Source organism: Lutimaribacter marinistellae, assembly GCF_042648365.1.
Lineage (GTDB): Bacteria > Pseudomonadota > Alphaproteobacteria > Rhodobacterales > Rhodobacteraceae > Lutimaribacter_A > Lutimaribacter_A marinistellae.
The window spans coordinates 142,776-164,399 of record NZ_JBHRXI010000012.1 but is presented as its reverse complement, the minus strand read 5'-3'; the positions used below and the strand labels follow the sequence as shown (position 1 = coordinate 164,399).

Annotated in this window: 19 protein-coding genes; 4 read left to right on the top strand and 15 right to left on the bottom strand. The window is 61.2% G+C overall.

Going from position 1 to position 21,624, the window contains the following annotated elements; all coding sequences use genetic code 11:
• Window positions 1–5: 5 nt before the first annotated feature.
• Genes ACFORG_RS13165 through ACFORG_RS13140 form a run of 6 tightly spaced genes read right to left on the bottom strand, consistent with a single transcriptional unit; the run spans window position 6 to window position 7,087 of the window.
• Window positions 6–1,241 carry a DNA recombination protein RmuC gene (locus ACFORG_RS13165; RefSeq protein WP_386735992.1) on the bottom strand — a complete coding sequence of 412 codons (1,236 nt, stop codon included), beginning with the start codon at window positions 1,239–1,241 and terminating at the stop codon, window positions 6–8.
• 57 nt (window positions 1,242–1,298) lie between these two features.
• Window positions 1,299–3,164: a DNA mismatch repair endonuclease MutL gene (mutL, locus tag ACFORG_RS13160; RefSeq protein ID WP_386735991.1), complete on the bottom strand. Its 1,866-nt coding sequence runs from the start codon at window positions 3,162–3,164 to the stop codon at window positions 1,299–1,301.
• 44 nt (window positions 3,165–3,208) lie between these two features.
• Window positions 3,209–4,138, bottom strand: coding sequence for a metal ABC transporter permease (locus tag ACFORG_RS13155; RefSeq protein ID WP_386735990.1), 930 nt, complete (start codon window positions 4,136–4,138; stop codon window positions 3,209–3,211).
• On the bottom strand, window positions 4,135–5,340 hold the full coding sequence (locus ACFORG_RS13150) for a metal ABC transporter permease (protein WP_386735989.1): 1,206 nt from the start codon (window positions 5,338–5,340) through the stop codon (window positions 4,135–4,137). The genes ACFORG_RS13155 and ACFORG_RS13150 overlap by 4 nt, the downstream gene beginning before the upstream one ends.
• A 3-nt stretch (window positions 5,341–5,343) precedes the next feature.
• The gene (locus ACFORG_RS13145) at window positions 5,344–6,132 is read right to left on the bottom strand and encodes a metal ABC transporter ATP-binding protein (protein WP_386735988.1); all 789 of its coding nucleotides are present in this window, start codon (window positions 6,130–6,132) and stop codon (window positions 5,344–5,346) included.
• Window position 6,133: 1 nt separating this feature from the next.
• The gene (locus ACFORG_RS13140) at window positions 6,134–7,087 is read right to left on the bottom strand and encodes a metal ABC transporter solute-binding protein, Zn/Mn family (RefSeq protein ID WP_386735987.1); all 954 of its coding nucleotides are present in this window, start codon (window positions 7,085–7,087) and stop codon (window positions 6,134–6,136) included.
• Window positions 7,088–7,286: 199 nt separating this feature from the next.
• On the opposite strand from ACFORG_RS13140, the gene deoC reads away from it, so the two are divergent.
• The 3 genes from deoC to ACFORG_RS13125 are packed head-to-tail and all read left to right on the top strand — an operon-like array spanning window position 7,287 to window position 11,463.
• Window positions 7,287–8,276 (top strand): deoxyribose-phosphate aldolase, encoded by a 990-nt coding sequence (gene deoC / locus ACFORG_RS13135; RefSeq protein WP_386736047.1) that lies wholly within the window; start codon window positions 7,287–7,289, stop codon window positions 8,274–8,276.
• A gap of 5 nt (window positions 8,277–8,281) precedes the next feature.
• Window positions 8,282–10,615 (top strand): aldehyde dehydrogenase family protein, encoded by a 2,334-nt coding sequence (locus ACFORG_RS13130; protein ID WP_386735986.1) that lies wholly within the window; start codon window positions 8,282–8,284, stop codon window positions 10,613–10,615.
• 20 nt (window positions 10,616–10,635) lie between these two features.
• A complete protein-coding gene (locus tag ACFORG_RS13125; RefSeq protein WP_386735985.1) occupies window positions 10,636–11,463 on the top strand; it encodes an SDR family oxidoreductase in 828 nt (275 codons plus the stop codon).
• Between the two features lie 24 nt (window positions 11,464–11,487).
• Here the strand turns inward: ACFORG_RS13125 and ACFORG_RS13120 are convergent, their stop codons facing one another.
• From ACFORG_RS13120 to ACFORG_RS13090, 7 genes are all read right to left on the bottom strand, one after another.
• Complete coding sequence (locus ACFORG_RS13120) at window positions 11,488–12,801, bottom strand: M16 family metallopeptidase (protein WP_386736046.1); 1,314 nt, start codon at window positions 12,799–12,801, stop codon at window positions 11,488–11,490.
• Window positions 12,802–12,806: 5 nt separating this feature from the next.
• The gene (locus tag ACFORG_RS13115; protein ID WP_386735984.1) at window positions 12,807–14,150 is read right to left on the bottom strand and encodes a M16 family metallopeptidase; all 1,344 of its coding nucleotides are present in this window, start codon (window positions 14,148–14,150) and stop codon (window positions 12,807–12,809) included.
• A gap of 80 nt (window positions 14,151–14,230) precedes the next feature.
• Window positions 14,231–14,752, bottom strand: a complete 522-nt coding sequence (locus ACFORG_RS13110) for a DUF3035 domain-containing protein (protein ID WP_386735983.1) — start codon at window positions 14,750–14,752, stop codon at window positions 14,231–14,233.
• Window positions 14,753–14,802: 50 nt separating this feature from the next.
• The gene (gene lspA, locus ACFORG_RS13105; RefSeq protein ID WP_386735982.1) at window positions 14,803–15,276 is read right to left on the bottom strand and encodes a signal peptidase II; all 474 of its coding nucleotides are present in this window, start codon (window positions 15,274–15,276) and stop codon (window positions 14,803–14,805) included.
• Window positions 15,276–16,865 (bottom strand): bifunctional phosphoribosylaminoimidazolecarboxamide formyltransferase/IMP cyclohydrolase, encoded by a 1,590-nt coding sequence (gene purH / locus ACFORG_RS13100; RefSeq protein ID WP_386735981.1) that lies wholly within the window; start codon window positions 16,863–16,865, stop codon window positions 15,276–15,278. The genes lspA and purH overlap by 1 nt, the downstream gene beginning before the upstream one ends.
• Before the next feature lie 91 nt (window positions 16,866–16,956).
• Window positions 16,957–18,702, bottom strand: a complete 1,746-nt coding sequence (locus ACFORG_RS13095; protein WP_386735980.1) for a heparinase II/III family protein — start codon at window positions 18,700–18,702, stop codon at window positions 16,957–16,959.
• 84 nt (window positions 18,703–18,786) lie between these two features.
• A complete protein-coding gene (locus tag ACFORG_RS13090) occupies window positions 18,787–20,046 on the bottom strand; it encodes an RsmB/NOP family class I SAM-dependent RNA methyltransferase (protein ID WP_386735979.1) in 1,260 nt (419 codons plus the stop codon).
• Between the two features lie 81 nt (window positions 20,047–20,127).
• Between ACFORG_RS13090 and ACFORG_RS13085 the strand changes: the two genes are divergently transcribed.
• On the top strand, window positions 20,128–20,310 hold the full coding sequence (locus ACFORG_RS13085) for a DUF1674 domain-containing protein (RefSeq protein WP_386735978.1): 183 nt from the start codon (window positions 20,128–20,130) through the stop codon (window positions 20,308–20,310).
• Between the two features lie 6 nt (window positions 20,311–20,316).
• Here ACFORG_RS13085 and ACFORG_RS13080 read toward each other — a convergent pair whose 3' ends face one another.
• Together ACFORG_RS13080 and dapB are read right to left on the bottom strand one after the other, a co-directional pair.
• Window positions 20,317–20,667: a dihydrodipicolinate reductase gene (locus ACFORG_RS13080; protein WP_386735977.1), complete on the bottom strand. Its 351-nt coding sequence runs from the start codon at window positions 20,665–20,667 to the stop codon at window positions 20,317–20,319.
• A gap of 107 nt (window positions 20,668–20,774) precedes the next feature.
• The gene (dapB, locus tag ACFORG_RS13075; protein WP_386735976.1) at window positions 20,775–21,584 is read right to left on the bottom strand and encodes a 4-hydroxy-tetrahydrodipicolinate reductase; all 810 of its coding nucleotides are present in this window, start codon (window positions 21,582–21,584) and stop codon (window positions 20,775–20,777) included.
• Between the last annotated feature and the right edge of the window lie 40 nt (window positions 21,585–21,624).

Genomic DNA, 21,624 nt, shown 5'->3' with positions numbered 1-21,624 from the left:
CCGGATCAGCGCTGCGAGCCTATCGAAACGACGCTCGCAGCGTCCTCGGGGGCTAGTTCCTCGAAATCGAAATTGTCGAGGCGTTGTGCCCGTCGGCCCGCCTTGTCAGCACTTATCTTTATTTCCGAGATGTCCTTGGCGGCCTGCGAGAAGTGGCGGTCAAGGTTGCCGACACGGTCGCCCAAACGTTCGACGTCTTTGTGCAAAAGTCCCAGTTCCTTGCGGATTGCTCCAGCCTGTTCCCGCATCCGCGCGTCCTTGAGGATAGCCCGCATTGTATTGAGGGTCGCCATGCAAGTGGTCGGAGACACAATCCAGACCCGTTTGGCGAACCCTTCCCGAACCACATCTGAAAAATTCGCGTGAAGCTCGGCATACACGGCCTCTGACGGCAAGAACATCAGCGCGCCATCCGCAGTTTCACCATCCAGAATGTAGCGTTCCGAGATAGCGTTGATGTGGGTGCGTACGGCGTTTCGCAGCATTCGCGCGGCTTCTTGCACCTGTGACTGCGTCTCGGCCTTGCGCAGGGCCTCGTAAGCTTCCAGCGGAAACTTGGAATCGATAACGATCGGTCCCGGAGGATTGGGTAAGTGGATAAGGCAATCGGCCCGCCGTCCATTCGAAAGCGTGGCCTGCAAGGCATAGCTGTCAGCGGGCAGAGCTTTGGAGACGATATCGTTCAACTGTATCTCGCCAAAGGCGCCCCTTGTCTGCTTGTTCGACAGGATATCCTGCAAGCTCAGAACGTCGCCCGAGAGTTTGGTGATGTTGTCCTGTGCCTTGTCGATTGCGGCGAGACGTTCCTGCAACTGGGTCAAAGAGGTCGCCGTTTGCTTGGACGAGCCATGCAGCGTCTCTTTCATCCGCTCCTGCATTTCCGAAAGTGCATGCGCGGATTTCATTGCGTTGTCCGCTAAACGGTCATTCATATGCTGTTGCACGGCCGAAAGGCGCGCCTCGACGGTCTGGATTACCTGAACCTGCGCGTTCGCCTGCGTATCAGATACGTGTTGCAAGCCTCCGCGAAGCTGTTCCTGACCCTGGCCCAGCTGCTGGACCGTCTGGCTGAGCATCGCCATGTGTTGCGCCAACGGCTCGACAGTTCTGGCCGACCTCGATGCGGCGCGCAATGAAAGAAACACCAGAACGAGGATCAAGAGAAGGACGCCAGCCCCCGAGAGAACCGCGAGTGTCACCGGGTCGTCCAGCGAATAGCTCTGTCCTGAAATCTCGATCATCTGCCCGCTCTGTTCTTGTTTCGTTTCACACAGGCCTAACCCAAGTCGGGTGGTTGATCAACTCCGCCCGAACAGACGTTCAATGTCCGAAAGCTTCAGCTCGACATAGGTGGGACGCCCGTGGTTGCACTGCCCCGAATGCGGCGTCGCCTCCATTTCGCGCAAGAGCGCGTTCATCTCTTCCGCCCGCATTCTTCGGCCAGACCTCACCGACCCATGACAGGCCACGCGCGACAGGATTGCCTCGATCCGGGCCTGGACGCTCATGCTCTCACCCTCGTCGCGCAACTCGTCGACGATATCGAGGATCATGGCCTTTGCATCGACCTCGCCGAGTATTGCCGGAGTCTCTCGGACGGCAACCGCAGAGCCGCCGAAGGGTTCGATGGCCAGACCGAGTTGTGCAAGGCCCTCAGAAACCGACAAAAGGCGAGAACGATCATCATCCGCCAGATCGATGATCTCGGGGATAAGCAGGGCTTGCGACGCTACACCCGTATCAGCCATCTGTTTCTTGAGCCGTTCATAAACAAGGCGCTCATGCGCGGCATGCTGATCGACGATCACCATACCGGTTTCGGTCTGGGCGATTATGTAATTCTCATGCACCTGTCCGCGTGCCGCGCCCAACGGGCGGGCCTCTGCCGGTGGCTCATCAGACTGTTCCGTGGCCCCATTGCAAGGCTCCACCGCAACGACGCGCGCACTGAAATTGTCCGAGAGCTCGGCAAATCCGGTTGCTTGCGCGCGAAAGGCGGCCTGTCGCGCGGGTTCAGACGGACGATCCATCTGGTACACCCGGGCCGGTTCCTGGGGCGCTGGCTCTGGTCGCATCGCGCCAAGCGTGGCGTGCCCAATCGTCGTCGACGCGCGGTGGCCAGCCTCGGCCAAAGCATGGCGCAGGGACGAAACGATCAACCCGCGGGCCACACCCGGGTCACGAAAACGGACCTCTGATTTGGCTGGATGCACATTGACGTCGACCAGTACCGGCGGACAATCGATGAAAAGCGCGGCGGCGGGATGCCGGTCACGGCTGAGGAAATCAAAATAGGCAGCCCTGAGCGCCCCGGTCAGCATCTTGTCCCGGACAGGCCTGCCATTGACGAACAGGTACTGAGCCACTGCCGCCCCACGCGAATAGGTCGGCAACGCAGCATAGCCAAACAACCGAATCCCCTCGCGCGTGGCGTCGATCCGCAAAGCGTTTTCGGCAAAGTCGCGGCCCAGCACGCGCGCCAACCTGGCGTGAAGTGCGTCGAACAAATCGCCCGTCTCGCCATCCGAGCGAAAGCTGACACGCCCCTCGCCCCCGCCTGACACGTCGCGCAACAGGAACGAAACGGATGGTTCGGCCATGGCAAGACGCTTGACCATATCGGAAATTGCCTGCGCCTCGGCCCTATCGGTGCGCATGAACTTCAATCGGGCCGGGGTGGCAAAGAACAGGTCCCGCAGCTCGACAACTGTTCCCGTGCGCAGAGCGGCAGGTTTCACAGGCTCGATCCGTCCGCCCGCGACACGGATCTGCGCTGCCTCGGCACCGGCGATCCGGCTGGTGATCGTGAGCCGGCCAACCGCGCCGAGCGATGGCAGCGCCTCGCCACGAAACCCGAAGGTGTGGATGTTGAGCAGGTCCGACCCGTCGATCTTGGAGGTCGCGTGACGTGACAGCGCAAGCGGAAGATCCTCCGCCGCTATGCCACATCCATCGTCAGTCACCCGGATCAGCGTCTTGCCACCATCAGCGACATCGATAGAAATGCGCGACGCCCCCGCATCGAGCGCATTCTCGACCAGTTCCTTCACTGCGCTGGCCGGCCGCTCTACCACTTCGCCTGCCGCAATTCGATTGATCGCGGTTTCGTCCAGTTGACGAATAACGGGACGGGATGCGCTGATATTGGGGTCGGAATACGCCATACCCCAACACCTAGCACGAAGCCCTACGATTCTGCCAGAGTGGTCTATCCCTCGGCCGGGGCGCCGCTACGTGTACGGCAAGGACCGGCCAAGGCCGCAACCGCAAGGATCAGACCGGATACGGTCGCGATCATTCCAGCAGCACTCACTGCGTCGTCGAGGCCGAGCCAGAGAGGGCCATATCCCGCAAATATGTATCCCAGAACCGCGGACAGCGTGGCGAAAAAGACGCTCCACGCGATCTGACGCTCAAGCCGGTTGGTCATGAGCCGTGCAGCAGCGGGCGGGCAAATGAACATGGCAATCACGATGATCGACCCGACGGCGTCGAAAGCGGCGACAGCAGCCAATGCAGCCATGACCACCAAAGCAAGCCCCAGTAGCCCGGTCCGGATTCCCATCGTTCGGGCAAACCCCTCGTCAAAGGTCGACAGTTTGAGAGGCCGCCAAAGAAGCCACGTGAACAACGAAACCACAACAAGGATCGCGGCCATGCGCATCAACTCAGGCGGCAGATAAGCCAGGGCTTCGGGATCAAGCAACGATGCCCAACCGGTCGCATCCAGCCAAATCAGGCTTTCAAGATTGCCGAAAAGTGCATGCTCGACATCAAGATGCACCGAGGACGTATCGGTCTGCTCCAGCAGCAAAACGCCGCCGGCAAACATCGCGGTGAATATCACACCCATTGCCGCCCCGGGCTCGATCCGGCCCAAACGACGTACCGCTTCGATCAACGCTACCGCCACCAGCGCTGCGCCTGCGGCACCCAGCATCATTGGCCAAGCAGCAATGACACCGGTCACGAGGAAGGCCACCACGATCCCCGGCAAGACGACATGGCTGATTGCATCCCCGATCAGAGCCTGACGTCGCAGCACAAGGAAGTTTCCCGGCAAAGCGCATGCAATCGCCGCAAAAATCCCGATCAGGAGCGGTGTAAGCGACAGGGAAACGAATGCCGACCCGTTCATGATACGACCTCTCGAGGCGGCCCGATCCGCCGGTCGATTTCGGCGATCTGATCCCGCGTCAGAACCGTTTCGATGTCGCGTAGTCCGTCGTACTGCGCGGCAGCGGCTTCATGCGCGTGATCTGCACGCAAGACCTCCCATCGCTTCTCATCTCGCAAAGCCTTGGCTGCGCGCGCACGTCCCGCCTTGGTGGCCACACCATCGGCGCGCGCAAGACCCGCACGCCGCAAAAGGCGCAAGGTCAGAGCCTCGTAAATCGGTTGTTCCTGGGCGAGTGCGAGAAGTCCTTGGCGGATGTGAACGCGGCGTTGAAACCTGAGATATCCAAGCAGCGCGGCCAAAACCCCGCGTCCAGGAGCGAGGACCAGCGAGACGACGAACAGTGCGAAACTCACCAGCACGATAATCGGACCTGTCGGCAAATTCGGCGCGGTGGCGGATAGAACGGCGCCAAGATACCCTGCCAATCCGCCGAAAAGGCCGGCCAGAACCGCCACGCTTTCGGCCCTTTCAGTCCAGAAACGGGCAGTTACGGCCGGAATGATCAACAACGCAACAATAAGGATCAGCCCGACGATCTTGAGCCCGATCACGGTGACCGCCATGACGAGGCCCATCATGGCAAGGTCGATCCGCGTAACATCGACCCCGCGCGCCTGTGCGTATTCGGGGTCAAAGGCAACCAAGGTCATCGGACGACGCAGCAGGACGATCAGCATGAGGGTCAGGGCTCCTCCCACGGCGATGATCACAGCATCGCTGCGCAACATCCCCGCAGTCGACCCCAGCAGAAAGCCTTCCAACCCAGCCTGCTTGCCCGTGTCCATGGTTTGAATCATGGTCAGCAAGACGATGCCCAAGCCAAAGAAAACCGACAGTACCGCCCCAATCGCCGCGTCCTCGGCCAATCGGGTCCGCCGTGTCAACCATGTCAGGCACAATAGACCGACCCAGGCGGACAAGGCTGAACCGACAAGCAGCGCGGGAAGGTTGCGACCGTCACCACCAAGCGCCACCACAACCATGAAGGCAAGAGCCACGCCCGGAAGGGTCGCGTGACTGATGGCATCGCTGACCAAGGCGCGCTTGCGCAGGAAAAGGAATGTGCCCGTTACGCCGCTCGATACACCCAAGAGCGCCGCGCCGATCGCGACGAGCGTCGCGTTGTATCCAAGCTGAAGGGTCAGCGCCTCCAAAAGCATGGCTTATCCGACGACCTGTGCGATCTGGTCGATCTGCGCTGTGGCCAACCGTCCGCCATAAGCTGCCTGAAGTGTTTCGGCGGTAAAGGCCTCGGCCACCGGACCCTCGGCAACCTTGCGGGTATTGATCAGGAAAACACGATCGAAATAGTCGGCCACGGTTGCGAGATCGTGGTGCACGACGACCACGGTGCGACCGGCTTCGCGTAGCGATTTCAGAACCGAGATGATCGCTTTTTCCGTTGCGGCATCCACGCCGGCGAACGGTTCGTCGAGCAGGTAGAGATCAGCCTCTTGTGCCAGCGCCCGCGCAAGGAAAACACGCTGCTGCTGTCCGCCCGAAAGCTGACCAATCTGCCGGTCTGCGAACTCTTCCATCCCGACACGCGACAGGCAGTCTTTCGCGCGTCCGATGTGCCGCCCCCTGACCCGCCCGAGCAGTCCCAGTTCGCGGTACAGACCCATCAGGACGACATCCAGCACCCTGGTCGGGAAATCCCAGTCGACACTGGCCCGCTGAGGGACGTAAGCGATGCGTGCGCGTTGACCCTCTAGGGGTTTGCCATAGACAGTGACGCGACCCGACAAGGGTTTGACGATGCCCAGAGCGGCCTTGAGAAGGGTCGACTTACCCGCACCATTGGGCCCGATGATTGCCGTCATTGCCCCGGGCTCGACCGTCATGTCCACTGAAAACACTGCCGGTTTCTGGCCGTAGGAAACGGTCAACCCCCGGATCGCCAAAGGACTGGCTGAGAGATCCCGTTCCCCGTTACCGACCAGGTTCAGCATATCAGATCCCCGCCGACAGCTTGTTGTTCAGACCGCGCTCGGGCACCTCGGCACCAAGCGCCGAGGCGATCACCGTGATGTTGTGATCGATCATGCCGATATACGTTCCCTCATAAGTGCCCGTGGCGCCCATCGCGTCGGAGAAAAGCTCCCCACCGATGCGAACCTCGTGCCCGCGGGCGGCGGCACCTTCGATCAGGGCGCGCATCGACCGATCCGACACCGAGCTTTCGACGAAAACCGCGCCGATTTCGCGCTCGACCAAGATGTCGACCAGTTCACGAATGCGGTTCAACCCAGCCTCCGACTGGGTCGAGATACCCTGGATGCCCATCACGTCGAACCCGTATTCCGATCCGAAATATCCAAAGGCGTCGTGCGCGGTAACCAGAACCCGGCTGCCCTCCGGCACCTTGGAAAGGGTGTTTTCGGCATATGTCTGCAGGCGCTCAAGCTCGGTAATATGCGCATCCGCGTTGGTGGCAAAGAAGTCGGCCGCCTCAGGTCTGGCCTCGGTCAAGGCGCGCTGAACCTCTCGTACCACACCCGACCACAGGGTCGGAACCATCCATACGTGCGGATCGTACTTGCCTTCGTAGTCGTCATGTCCGCGCAACTGCTCCTTGTCCAAAGCCTCCGCCACGGCGACGACCGTGCGGCTGCGCCCGAGCTTGGCAAAGAATTCTTCCATCTGCGCTTCAAGGTAAAGACCGTGCCAAAGAACAAGATCGGCGCCGGTCAACGCGACAATGTCACTGCGTGTCTGGCGATACGAGTGCGGGTCGATACCCGGCCCCATCAGGGCCTTCACCTCGACCACGTCGCCCCCAACCTGTCGCACCGCGTCTGCGACCATGCCGGTTGTCGCAACAACGGTCAGCGGTTTTTCAGCCCAAGCCACCGACGGCAAAGCCAGGGACAGTGTCGTAGCAACAAGGAAATGACGGCGAAGCATATCAGGATCCTCTATGGATGATGATTTCAAATGAATATGAGAACCATTCTCAACAAGTCAAGAACAGTGGAAGCACGCAATCGCAGATTCTTTTTTGTCCAGATGGTAAATAATGAGATGTGTCTCGACCCAGGCCGCTTGCCTCGCACGGGGCACCATGCGAGTTTGAACGAAACTTATGTCGGGACGTCGCATGAACATGGAAACGCAAAACCCGAACAGCACGACACGCGAAACACTGCATGACGAACCGCGCAACGAAGGTATGGCGCTCGACATGGATTGGGTGCGTGCGGTTCAGGCAAACACCTCGGCCATCGAACGTCGGGCCGGCACCTTGCCAGGGCGTCGATCGGTCAAAAAGGACTATCAGGCTGCGTGGCTTCTCAAGGCGATCACGATGATCGACCTCACGACGCTTGCAGGTGATGACACTCCGGGACGGGTGCGGCGCCTCTGCGCCAAGGCCAGACAACCGGTTGCCCCTGCCCTGCTCGACGCCTTGGGGATGGATACGATCACCGTAGGGGCGGTCTGCGTCTATCACGACATGGTAGAGACCGCCGTAAACGCCCTGCAGGGCAGCGGCATCCCCGTCGCGGCCGTGAGCACCGGGTTTCCTGCCGGACTGTCACCGTTCCACCTGCGTGTTGCCGAGATTTCCGAAAGCGTGAAGGCCGGTGCCGAGGAGATCGACATCGTGATCTCACGCCGGCATGTGCTGACGGGCGACTGGCAGGCGCTGTATGACGAAATGCGGACCTTCCGCGAAGCCTGTGGTGACGCACATGTCAAGGCGATCCTCGCCACTGGCGAGCTGGGAACGTTGCGCAACGTCGCGCGTGCCTCGCTGGTTTGCATGATGGCCGGTGCGGACTTCATCAAGACGTCGACCGGCAAAGAAGGCGTGAACGCCACCCTGCCCGTCTCCCTCGTGATGATACGCGCGATCCGGGACTATCAAGCCCGCACGGGGTATCGCGTCGGATACAAACCGGCCGGTGGGATCTCCAAGGCAAAGGATGCACTCGTCTACCTGTCGCTGATCAAGGACGAGTTGGGGGACCGCTGGTTGCAACCTGATCTGTTCCGCTTTGGCGCATCGAGTCTGCTGGGCGATATCGAACGGCAGTTGGAACATCACGTGACCGGCGCTTACTCCGCCGGCTACCGTCACGGGTTGGGGTAAGTACGATGAGCATCAAGGAAATCTTCGAAACCATGGATTACGGACCTGCCCCCGAAAGTGCTGCCGAAGCGCTGGCTTGGCTGGTCGACCAAGGCGACCGGTTCGGCCATTTCATAGACGGCGTGTTCACCGAGCCGGGCGACGGGTTCGAAAGCCGCAACCCCGCCACGGGCGAAGTGTTGGCAACACTCAGCCAGGCGACCCAGGCCGATGTGGATGCAGCGGTGGCGGCCGCGCGCAAAGCGCAACCCGGCTGGGAGAAGATGGGCGGACCGGGTCGCGCACGCCACCTGTATGCGCTTGCCCGGCTCTTGCAGAAGCACGCCCGGCTTTTCGCCGTGCTCGAAACGCTGGACAACGGCAAGCCTATCCGCGAGGCGCGTGATATCGACATCCCGCTGGCCCAACGGCACTTCTATTATCACGCCGGCATGGCACAGTTGATGGAGAGCGAATTGCCCGACGCTCAGGCCATCGGCGTGTGCGGTCAGGTCATTCCGTGGAACTTCCCCCTGCTGATGCTGGCATGGAAGATTGCCCCCGCGCTGGCAATGGGAAACACCGTTGTTCTGAAGCCTGCGGAATACACGTCGCTCACGGCCCTGCTGTTTGCCGACATCTGCCGACAGGCAGGCCTACCCAAGGGTGTCGTCAATATCGTGACGGGCGACGGTGCGGTTGGCGAGATGATCGTAAGCGCCAAGGTCGACAAGATCGCCTTTACCGGGTCAACCGAAGTGGGGCGCCGTATTCGGCAGGCCACTGCGGGGTCGGGCAAGGCACTGACGCTGGAGCTTGGGGGCAAGTCCCCGTACATCGTCTTTGACGATGCCGACATGGACTCGGCCATCGAAGGTCTGGTCGATGCAATCTGGTTCAATCAGGGGCAAGTCTGCTGCGCGGGGTCACGCCTGTTGGTGCAAGAGGGGGTTGCGGATCGCTTCCACGACAAGCTGCGCGCCCGGATGGACAAGTTACGCATTGGCAATCCGCTGGACAAATGCATCGACGTGGGCGCAGTGGTCGACCCCGTGCAGCTTGAAACCATTCGGACGCTGGTCGGTGGCAACACGGCAGGCCAGACATATCACGCCGCTTGCGACCTGCCCGAGACCGGCTGCTTTTACCCCCCCACGTTGATCACCGGCCTCGCAGCATCGGATCCCTTGATGCAGGAGGAGATCTTTGGCCCCGTTCTCGTCTCGACAACCTTCCGTACACCGGCAGAGGCGGTCGAACTGGCGAACAATACCCGCTACGGCCTGGCCGCAACTCTGTGGACCGAGAATGTGAACCTTGCGCTCGACATCGCTCCGAAACTTGTCGCGGGCGTGGTCTGGGTCAACGGGACCAACATGTTCGACGCCGCGGCTGGCTTTGGCGGCATGCGCGAAAGCGGCTTTGGCCGCGAGGGCGGATGGGAAGGCTTGTCGGCCTACACAAAGCCCAAGACGCAATCGAAAAGGCTGGAGAGGCTAGAGCCGGTCATAGGCGATGGGGTGCCCGTCGACCCGATCGACCGGACCGCCAAACTGTACATTGGCGGAAAACAAGCCCGGCCCGATGGCGGCTATTCGCGTCCTGTTTGGGGCAAGGCCGGGTTGCTGGGTCATGCGAGCATCGCCAACCGCAAGGACGTACGCAATGCCGTCGAAGCGGCGCAAGGTGCGAAAGGCTGGAGCGCCACCAGCGGACACCTGCGGGCACAGATCCTGTATTACATGGCAGAGAACCTGTCAGCACGAGCATCCGAGTTCGCTGCGCGCATCGATGCCATGAGCGGGTTGAAAAATGGCAAGTGGGAGGTCGAAGCATCCATCCAGCGCCTGTTCACCGCCGCCGCCTGGGCAGACAAGTATGACGGTCAGGTGCATGGCGTGCCGATCCGTGGCGTCGCACTGGCGATGAAAGAACCAATTGGCGTGATCGGTGCGATCTGCGCGGATGAGGCGCCGCTTCTTGGCCTGATCTCGGTCTTGGCCCCTGCGATGGCCATGGGAAATCGCATTGTTCTGGTCGCATCCGAACCCTATCCGCTCGCCGCGACCGACCTCGTTCAGGTTCTCGAAACCTCCGACGTTCCGGCAGGCGTGGTGAATATCCTCACCGGCAGCCACGGCGAACTTGCCGCCCCCATGGCCAACCATCTTGGCCTCGACGCAATGTGGTGTTTCTCCTCAACCGATCTATCGGAGGAAATCGAGATTGCTTCGGCAGGAAACCTCAAGCGCACTTGGGTGAACTACGCGGCAGCCATGGATTGGTCAGCAGATCACACGCAACGCTTCCTGCAAGAGGCGACGGAAATCAAGAATGTCTGGGTGCCCTACGGCGAATAGCCCGACGGATAGGAGTAGAGATGGACTTCACCGACACCTTTGCAGGAATGACCGTCATCGTGATCGGCGGCACCAGTGGGATTAACCGTGGTATTGCCGAAGCTTTCGCTGCCGCCGGGGCACGCATGGCCGTGGCAAGCCGCAGCCAGGAGAAGGTCGACGACACCGTCGCATCGCTTTCTGCTCTCGGCGCGCAAGAGGGAATAGGCTTGGCCTTCGATGTGCGAGATGCCGATGCGGTGGCCGACGCGATGAAGGCCTTTCACGAGCGTCTGGGCGAGTTTGACGTGCTGGTTTCGGGTGCGGCCGGAAATTTCCCTGCTCTTGCGTCAGAAATGTCGGTCAACGCGTTCCGCTCCGTTATCGAGATCGATCTGATGGGCACGATCCATGTAATGAAGGCAGCTTATCCCCATCTAAAACGACCCGGCAGTTCGATCATCAACATCTCGGCTCCGCAATCCTGGCTGCCATATGAAGGGCAGGCGCATGTGTGCGCGGCCAAGGCGGGCGTGGACCAGATTACCCGGACACTGGCGCTCGAATGGGGCCAAGAAGGTATCCGCGTGAATTCAGTCGTCCCCGGCTTCATCGAAGGAACAGAAGGCGCTGACCGTCTGGCACCGACTGAAAAGGCCCGCGAGGTGCTTGGCCGCGATATTCCCCTGGGCCGCTGGGGCCGGCCACGCGACGTGGCGAATGCCTGCCTGTTCCTTGCCTCCGACATGGCCGAGTATATCAGCGGCACCGTTCTGTCCGTGGATGGCGCACTGTATCAACGCGGCTCGGGCCTTGCAGGCAAAATGATCGGCGACATGCTGAGACAGGCGAAACAGGCGGACGGCTGAACGCCTCCGCCCGCCCGTATCAGGTCATTCGGTCAGCGGCCTGCTTTCAAGGCCCTCAGGTTGGCCTACGACCACGAAATGCAGTCCGACAGGGTCCAGCAATTCCGACGCGACGCGGTTGACCTCGTCCAGCGTAACGGCCTCGATCTGATCATTGCGGGTGGCGATATAGTCGATGGGCAGACCTTCCATCTGCATACCGACCATGATCCCGGCGATCTGGCTATTACCATTGAAACGCAGCGGATAAGCGCCGGTGAGATAAGTCTTCGCGGCATCCAGTTCTTCTGCCGTGACGCCATTTTCAGCCGCCTTGCGCCATTCTTCTCGGACGACATCGATCGTTTCGGCAATGCGGTCATTCGACGACGCAACGGACCCCATGTACAGCGACGCATGGTCTTTGGGCAGCAGATAGGAATAGATCCCGTAGGTCAGACCCCGTTTTTCCCGCACCTCCGTCATCAAACGGCTTTCGAATGAGCCGCCGCCGATGATGTGGTTCAGCAGATATGCTGGAAAGAAGTCCGGATCGTCCCGGTCGATCCCTTCCTGTACGAACAGCGCGACCGATTGCGGTGTATCGAAATCCACCACTGTTGTACCACCGGGTATCGTAAGATCGGACTTGCCCGGCAGCGGAACGCTGTTTTCGGGAAGGTCTGCAAGCAGTTCGTCCAGCATCACCCCCAACTCATCGGCGGTGATGTCGCCCACCGCGCTGACATACAGCCGGTCGCGGGCAAATACGCGTTCCTTTGCATCGATTATGTCGTCGCGGGTCAGCGCCGAGACGCTAGGTATCGTTCCCTTGCCTTCGGTCGCATATGGGTGATCGCCGTAAACCATTTGTGACAAGGTCTTGCCGGCAATGCTGTTTGGATCGGTTTCGTCCGACCTCAGCCCCGAAATCACCTGTCCGCGGACGCGGTCGATGGCATCCTGATCGAAGCGCGGTTCGTGAATGGTCATCTTCAAAAGGTCGACCACGGCATCGCGGTTCTCGGTCAGGAACCTGGCCGAGATACCGATCTGATCGTCGCTCGCGTCATAACTGATCGACGCTGCCAGACCTTCAAGCTCTCGTGCATAGGCCTGCGCATCCAGCTCCCCGGCGCCTTCCTCGAGCAAACCGGTCATCAGATATATGGCGCCCCGTTTGCCGGGCGCGTCCAAAGACGTTCCACCCTGAAACCGCAATTCAAGCGCCACAAAAGGGATCGACGGTTCGTTCACCAACCAAGCCTTTATGCCCTTGGGAGAGGTGACTTCCTGGATATCCACCAGCCCGGCCCAGGCGGGCACCGCAAGAAACCAGGCGATCATGACGGTCAACATGGCTTTCATTGGGTCGCCTCCACTTCTTTCCGGGTCAGCCATCCGGTAACCGAACGCTCTATCTGAAGCACCTCTTGCGCGGCAGCTATGATGTCATCGGCGGTTACGGCCTGCACGATACCGGGCCATGCCTTGATATCTTCGACAGTCAAACCGCTGGTCAGGGCGCGACCGTAAAGATTGCCGATCCCATCCACGTTATCGCGTCGATAGATCTCGACCGCGCGCAGCTGCATCTTGATACGGTCGAGATCTTCCATGTCCACGCCCTCGCTCACGAAGCGGGCAAGGGCTTCGTCCATTGCCGCCTCCGCATCTTCCAGCGAAACACCTTCCGAGGGCACGACGATGACGTCGAACGTTGTGTCATCAAGCGAAATGCCCCGGTAGAACGCGCCAGTATAGACCGCTTTCTGTTTTTCGAACTGAAGTTTCTCGGTCAGATAGGACGTGGTGCTGCCACCCAACAACTCGGCCAGCAGGTACAATGCGGCGGCCTTCTCCTGATCACCGCTGTCTCGCTCGGGTGCGAGGTAAGAACGCTGCACATAAGGTTGCGCGACACGCGCGTCGGCATAGATCAGGCGGCGCGCGGCGGTCTGGGGTGGCTCCTGTGTGCGGAACCGTTCGGGCAGGTCCGGATTTGCGGGAATCACACCGTAATGCCGTTCTGCAAGCGCCCGCACTTCCTCCGGCTCGACATCTCCCGTCACAACGAGGATCGCGTTGTTGGGGGAATAGTACGTCTGGTAAAAGGACAATGCGTCCTCCATGTCCAGCGTTTCCATCTCGTGCCGCCAACCGATGATCGGTGTGCCGTAGCGATGGTTGAGGAACTGCGTCGCGTCCATCTGCTCGCGGAACAGGGCGCGCGGGTTGTTGTCGGTCCTCATGTTCCGTTCTTCGAGGATCACGTCGCGTTCAGTGGCGATGTTTTCTTCGGTCAGGCGGATGTTGCGCATGCGGTCCGCCTCCATCGTCATCATGAGTTCCAAGCGATCAGAAGCAACGCGCTGGAAATATGCCGTGTAGTCATAGGAGGTGAAGGCGTTGTCCGTCCCGCCATTCGCCGCAACCGTTGCAGACAATTCGCCCGCCTCCATCGTGTCGGTGGCCTTGAACAGCAGATGTTCGAGGAAATGCGCAACGCCGGACGAACCCACGGGTTCATCCGCCGATCCGGCGCGGTACCAGACCATGTGCTGCACGACAGGGGCGCGGTGATCCTCGACCACGACAACGTCCATGCCGTTATCGAGCGTGAAGGTGGTTACCGCCTCATGCCAGTCGAGCGCCGCCGCAGGTGCGCCAAGACCCAATGAAGCCAGGAAGGCCAGGGCTCGCATCATAAATCCATCCTCCGTGTCGCTTGACGTTCAACCTACGACGCAGCCGGTCGCATTCAAGGCGAAGCGAGGAAGATTAACGATTATTCATTAAGCGGCGGGTTGGACGAGGTGTTGAACCCGCTCCGGCGGAATTGCTCACCCTGATTGTACGGATCGATCGACTGCCGACGATACGCCTGTTCGTAACGGTCGACCGGGAACAGCCGGAAGCGGGTCAGGCGCGATTGACGTTTGCGAAATTCGGCATCTTCGACCGCCAGTTGTTCGCGTGTGCCTGGAATCACGCCATTTCGGCTTGCCGCACTTACCAGCGCGGCGTCCGAACTTGGGATACCCTGAGTAGCGACCAGTGCCGTGCGCTGCCCACCCAATGCATCCACCGCGTCACCCTGCGGGTTGGGATCCGTCAGATTAGACCCGCCTGGCGTTGGTGCGGGAAGAAAAGCGTAGTCTTCGGGTGCGGTCAGAGGCTCCACCGGCATCACGCCGAACTCGTCCGGACCCTCGCCCTGAGGTCTGATCTGGCGCAGCCCCTCGTTGGAACAGGCGGAAACGACCAGCCCGGCCGTCACAACCAGAAATGCACCAAACGCCCCTCGCATCCTCAACTCCTAAAGGTTTGCGCCATCTCTAGCGTATTTCCGAAAGGGCGTCACCCGCCCTTTTTTCCGTCCAGCAGAACAAGGCCGATGGCACCCGCAAAGATGAAGATATCCGCGACGTTGAACACATAGGGATTGCGAATTCCGCAACAGGACATGTTGAGAAAATCCAGCACATACCCGTAAACAAGCCGATCCAGCACATTGCCCAGCGCACCGCCTACAAGGAACCCGCCACAGATCAGCATTGCCGGCGTCGCACGGATACGTCGCAGCCAGACAATCGCGATCGTGCAGATGATCAAGGACAAGCCGATCAGAAACCACCGGGTCAGATCGGTTTCCCCCTGGAACAGTCCGAAATTGATGCCCCTGTTTTCTCCGTACCGAAACACGAGCAAAGGCGGCAGAAGATCAATCTGCCCACGGTCGATCAGGTCCATGCCGTAGATCACGACATATTTGCTCACCTGATCGAGCGCGAAAGCCGCTGCAGCAGCCCAGAGGAGTAGCCGCTTGGACATCAGTGCCGGAAATGCCGCATACCAGTGAACACCATTGCAAGGCCTGCCTCGTCGGCGGCTTTGATTACCTCTTCATCGCGCATGGATCCGCCGGGCTGGATCACGCAGCTCGCCCCGTTCGCGGCGGCCTCGAGCAACCCGTCGGGGAAGGGGAAGAACGCGTCAGAAGCCACGGCGGAACCCTGCGCCGGGCTTTCCAGCAGACCAAGAACTTCTGCCATCCTCTGCGCTTTCACGCCTGCGATCGTGGCGCTGTCCACCCGGCTCATCTGGCCGGCACCAATCCCCACGGTCTGGCCTTGCCGGACGTAGACAATAGCGTTCGATTTCACATGCTTGGCGACTTTCCAAGCGAAAAGAAGGTCGCGCATCTGTTCGTCGGTGGGCGCCTTCTGTGTCACGACTTTCAAGTCATCCATCGCGCGATGGCCGACATCCTTGTCCTGTACCAGCATCCCGCCAGACACCTGCCGCGTGACGAACCCCGGATCGCGCGGATCGGGCAGCCCGTCGGTCAGCAACAGGCGCAGGTTCTTCTTGGCTTCGAACACGGCGATGGCTTCGTCCGACGCACCTGGTGCAATCACGACTTCGGTGAATATCTCGGTGATCTCCCTGGCCGTTTCGACATCCAGCGGCATGTTCAGGGCGACGATCCCGCCAAATGCCGAGGTACGGTCGCAATCGAAAGCTTTGCGATACGCCTCGGAGAGGGTTTCGCCGCGCGCCACGCCGCAAGGATTGGCGTGCTTGATGATGGCGACAGCAGGACCATCTTCGGGCGCGAATTCCGAAACGAGCTCGAACGCGGCATCGGTGTCGTTGATGTTGTTGTAACTCAACTCCTTGCCCTGAACCTGCCGCGCCGTTGCAACGCCCGCGCGTGCGGACCCATCGCGGTAGAAGGCCGCCATCTGGTGCGGGTTCTCGCCATAACGCAAGGTCTGGGCCAGCGTACCGGCGACCGCACGGCGGCGTGGTGCCTCGATCTTCAGCGCGTCGGCCATCCAGTTGGACACAGCCGCGTCGTAGGCAGCCGTCCGGGCATAGGCGATCTGCGACAGCCATTGACGGAAGCCGTAGGACGTTTTGCCATAGTTTTCCTCCATCTCGTCGAGCAGCGCGCTGTAATCCTCTACATCGACCACAACGTTGACGAAGGCGTGGTTCTTGGCCGCGGCACGGATCATCGCAGGACCGCCGATATCTATGTTCTCGATACAGGTCGCATACTCGGCACCCTTGGCCACTGTTTCCTCGAACGGGTAGAGGTTGACGACCAGCAGGTCGATCGGGCCGATCCCGTGCTCGTTCATGGCCGCGACATGCGCGTCGTTGTCGCGCAGCGCCAGTAGCCCGCCATGAACCATCGGATGCAGGGTCTTTACGCGTCCATCCATCATTTCGGGGAAACCGGTCACCTCGCTGACGTCACGCACCTCAAGGCCAGCCTCGCGCAAGGTCTTTGCCGTGCCACCAGTGGACAGCAGCTCAACCCCCCGGTCGGCCAGGGCACGGCCCAGATCGACCAGCCCGGTCTTGTCGGAAACGGAAAGCAGCGCACGCCGCACGGGAAGTAGCTCAGTCATATTTGGTCCTCAGGTCAGGATATCCGCCTCTGCGATGCGGCATAAACCAAAGGCGCGGCGGATTGAACAGCCAGTTTTGTCGCGCGATCCGTCAGGTCTCTTCGAAAGACAGGTCATCCCGGTGAAGGTCGCGGATGGCGATGGCGGTATCCTGCGCCTTGCTCAAGCTCCAGCGAATGCGCGTGGCATAGTCCATGGCCCGGCCAGACAGGATGATTTGCTGCGCTGCCCGCGGCTTCAACCGCCCCTTTTCAAGATAAACACTCGGCTCCAGGGCCAGCTTGGCTGTGCCATCGTGACGGAACACCCAGATTTCGCCGCTTTTCAGGGCCATAGAAACCGCCGAGCCGCCAAGGTCGATCGCCGCATCAACCTCGGGATGCAGATGAAACCGGACATCGTACCCAAGGCCCGACAGCATCGTCGCGTCCATTGCCCGGTCAAAGCGCCGCTTGGCCGCGTCATCCATCGCCAGCAGCATGTCTTCGCCCGATAGAGTTCGGCCGTCATGCGCAAGGTCCAGTGTCCGCGCATGGGTCAGGCCGAACACCTTGGCATAGCCATCATGACCGCCCTGAAACCTGTGGACGGCTCCGGTCTCCTCGCGTTCCAGCGGAACGTGAGTCGGCCCATCCACGAGCGCCTCCCGCCCGTTGCCCTTTTCCGGCTCGGACAGTCTTCCGCTGGAATACCCGTCGAGGCACAGTGTCGAGTGTGACGGGGTTGCACGCCCGGCGCGCCGCCATTCAGTGCCAAACGACCCGCCCGACCCGCAATTCACGATGAGGGGCCGCCGCCCCGACGTAAGCTCGAATGCAAGTGTCGACGCATGCGCATTATAGGACGCGGCGCCGCGCGGCGGCGGGCTTGCATCGACGATCACGCTCGTCCTGGCTCCGGACAGTCTGACATACCCCATTGCCAACCCGTCAGAGATCGACGGCTTTACGCCACTTGCAGCCAGCGCATGATCCAGACGCCCTTCGAGACCGCGACCACCACCATGAAACCGCGCCAGCCCCCCGTCAGCATGCCGCAACGCTCGCAGCGTGGGTGCGATCCGGCGAACGGCAGCGTGATGTGCCTGCGGGGCACCGCGGCCAGCCTCGTGCAGGGCGGCCTCGGCCCAGATCAACAGGGTGAAGACCTCGAGCAATTCTTCGGGATTGCGCGTTGGCAGCCCGCCCTGTTCATCAATCTGGCTTGCACATTCGCGGGTCAGCGCCTTGACAGCGGGCTCGGCCATCTCTTCCAGGCCTTCGAGTGCAAGCCCGGCATAGATCAGGCCGGTCAAAGCCTCGAATCGAGGCAGTCCAGGAGCGGCAGCATGCCAGCGCTTCGACAGGAACCAGGTCTGCTGTGCCAACGAACGAAAGAACGCATCGCTCTGCTCGGGATCAACTCCGCGCAACAAGAAAAGCGCATGGTTGATCCAGCGGATGACACGGCGACCGGTCAGTTCCGGTGTCCACCCGGCTCCTGCACCTCGCTCATGTGCCGCAATCCAGCCAACAACCCATTGCTGCGCTTGCTTGCGTGCCGGCCCGTCGCCAACAGCGGCCAGATCGTCGAGCCAGACAAAACCGTGACGCTCGTCATCAAAGGCGGAACTGGGCGATTTCACATCCCACAGGCCGGTCTCCTTCGACTCGACCAGATACCCGGCAAACAAAAGATTGCCAGCTACCAACTGCCGTCCGCGAGCAAAGGAGCCAACGGTACGAGGCTCCGGAGCCGTGACAAAGGCGGTCGCGGATTTGTGCCGGCGACTCAGCCGGGCATGGATCCGGTTCTGGAACCGGGTCCACCGATTGACCATCGAGTTCGGACTAGACATGGCTCACTGCCTCTTTTGTACGCTCTGTCGGCGTTTTGTCCGACATTAGCGCCACAATGCGGCCAAGTCACCGTGTAACTGGCCTCAACCGGCCTTGCGCAGGCAAGCGATGTAGAACCCGTCCATCCCGCGTATCTCGGGCCAATAGTCGGGCCGAAGGCGCAGGCCGCCTTCTTCGGTGATCCAACCCGATTCAATCCCCGGTAAGGCGAGTGCTGCCTTGTCGACCGTCATGTCAGCAAACAGGCTCAATGCTTCTTCGACCTGAACCTCACCCTCATCAGGCAAGAGAGAGCAGGTGCAATAGACCAGCCGCCCGCCCGGCTTCACCAGCCCCCAAGCATGCGCCAGCATTTGTGCCTGAAGCTCGATGAGCGCACCGAATTCCGACCCGTCCTTGGCATGAGGAAGATCTGGGTGCCGACGGATCGTACCGGTCGCCGAACAGGGCGCATCCAGCAAAACAGCGTCGTACCGCCCCTCATGCGTCAGCGCGTCGGCAGCCACGACTTCTGCCTCGAGCTGGGTTCGCGAAAGATTTTCTCGCAGCCGCGTCAAGCGCGCCTCGGAAATGTCCAAGGCAGTCACCTTGGCGCCGGAGGCAGCCATTTGCAGGGTTTTGCCGCCCGGCGCTGCACACAGGTCCAGAACCGACTCGCCGGGCCGCGCGTCCAAAACCCGCGCCGCAACCGCGGCAGCGACATCCTGCACCCACCAATCCCCGGCCTCGTATCCCGGTAAGACGGAAACCTGACCGGGCTCATGGAGGCGCAGGGTTCCGGTTGGCAGCCATTGCCCGTCAGGGGTCATCCCGCCCGGCTTGACCGTCAGGTCCAGCGGCGCCCCGGCGAAATGCGCGCGCTCCATCCCGGCAACAGCTTCACTGCCCCAGGCAGCGACCAAAGGCACTCGCAGCCATTTCGGCAGACGCGGCACCCTCAGCTTTTCCCACGCCTCGGGCAGGTCCGCATCCACCTTGCGCAGAACCGCGTTCACCAGCCCCTTGAGACGGCCGTGCTTGCGATGGCGCCCGACGATCTCGACCATCGCGTTGACAACCCCGTGCGCGGCCTCTCCCTGTGACAGCTCGATCGTGCCCAGCCGCAGGGCGTTGCGAACGGTCAATGGCGGCGCTTTCTGCAAATGACGTGCGAGGATCCTGTCGGCCCGCTCAAGCCCCCGTAAGGTCTCCGCCGCAAGCCTCTGCGCTCTGGCACGATCCTGCGGTCCAAGGTGGTCCAGCGCCCCAGTCGAGAGGCATTCTGCCATAAGGCGTCCTTCGCCCAGCACTTGGTCAAGAAGGTGGACCGCCGCCTTGCGTGCGGCGAGTGCCGAATCGGTCATGTCGCTATCCCGGCCGGTGGTGCCTTTGAAACGGGCAGAAGCCGCGATATATCAGGCGCAAGAACGGAAAGGAACCCGAGGATGAAGGACCGCAACAGCGATATCCCCCCAGCGGCGCAGCGCGCGCTGGCCGAGGCGGAAGAGCGGCGCAAAAAGGCCGAGTCAGAGGCAAAACCACTGCCCAAAGAGCTTGGCGGTCGAGACGGGCCCGAGCCTGTTCGCTATGGCGACTGGGAGAAAAAGGGGATCGCCATAGATTTCTGAAACCGGTCAGCGCAGTCGGAAATCCGCGGACTCGCCCTGCCCCTGATCGGCGGTAAAGCGGATCTTGCCGCCATTGATGCTGACCGTCTGGCAGTTATAGCCCAAGTCCCGCCCGCGCCAATTCAGGTCCCTGCAGAAATACTGGCCTTTCCAATCCCAGCTACCGCTGACTTCGGCGCCACCACCCGTTCCCGTGATCTTGCCGCCCGGCAGCACCTGCAGCTTGATCAGCGGACGGGTCAGCGTGCGTCCCTCTACGACCGATCGAAACGTGTTCACGTCGCCAATCGTCTTGTACTCGGCCATCGCGGGGGCTGCCGCGATTCCGGCGAACAGTGTCATCGCTAAAAGTCTCATCATCCTCTCCTTTCGGGGTCGGAATATGAGAGTGATACGGGACAAACCTGATCGCGGATCAATCCGGACCTGTCCAACCGGCTGGACCGGACGAAACTGCGACCCAGTCAGAGCCCCAGAACGTCCATCATATCGTATTGGCCCGGCGCCTTGCCCTGCCCCCAAAGCGCGGCCTTCAGAGCCCCGCGCGCAAAGATCGCACGGTCCGTCGCCAGATGGCGCAAGACGATCCGCTCACCTGGACCGGCGAACAACACGTCATGCTCGCCCACGATGTCCCCGCCGCGAATGGCCGAGAAGCCGATATCGCCGCGCTTGCGGGCACCGGTGATGCCGTCGCGCCCACGGTCCGAGACGTCGGCCAGCGCCACGCCACGGCCCTCCGCAGCGGCCTCGCCCAGCATCAGTGCCGTGCCCGAAGGGGCATCGACCTTGTGATGGTGATGCGCCTCGATCACTTCGACATCGAAATCCTCATCCAGTGCTGCCGCGACCTTCTTGGTCAATTGCACCAGCAGGTTGACGCCCAGGCTCATGTTGCCGGCCCGTATGATTACCGCGTGCCGGGCTGCGGGTTCCAGCCGCGCGATCTGCTCGTCTGTCATGCCCGTCGTGCCGATCACATGCACCGCCCGCGCCTGCGCGGCCATACCGGCAAACTCCAGCGTCGCCTCGGGCGCGGTGAAATCGATGACCGCCTGCGCCTGGGAAAATGCCTCCAGCGGGTCGTCGGTCACAGTGACACCCAGCGATGCCGCCCCCATCGCCGAGCCCAGGTCGGCGCCCACCCAATCGTGCCCCGACCGTTCCACGGCGCCGACCAACCGGCATTTGTAGCTTTCACCGATGATGCGCACCAGCATCTGGCCCATGCGGCCCGAGACCCCGGTTACGGCGATACCTGGCAGATGGGACATGGCGAACTCCGTGGTTTTGCGTTAGGCTCAAAGGCTCCTA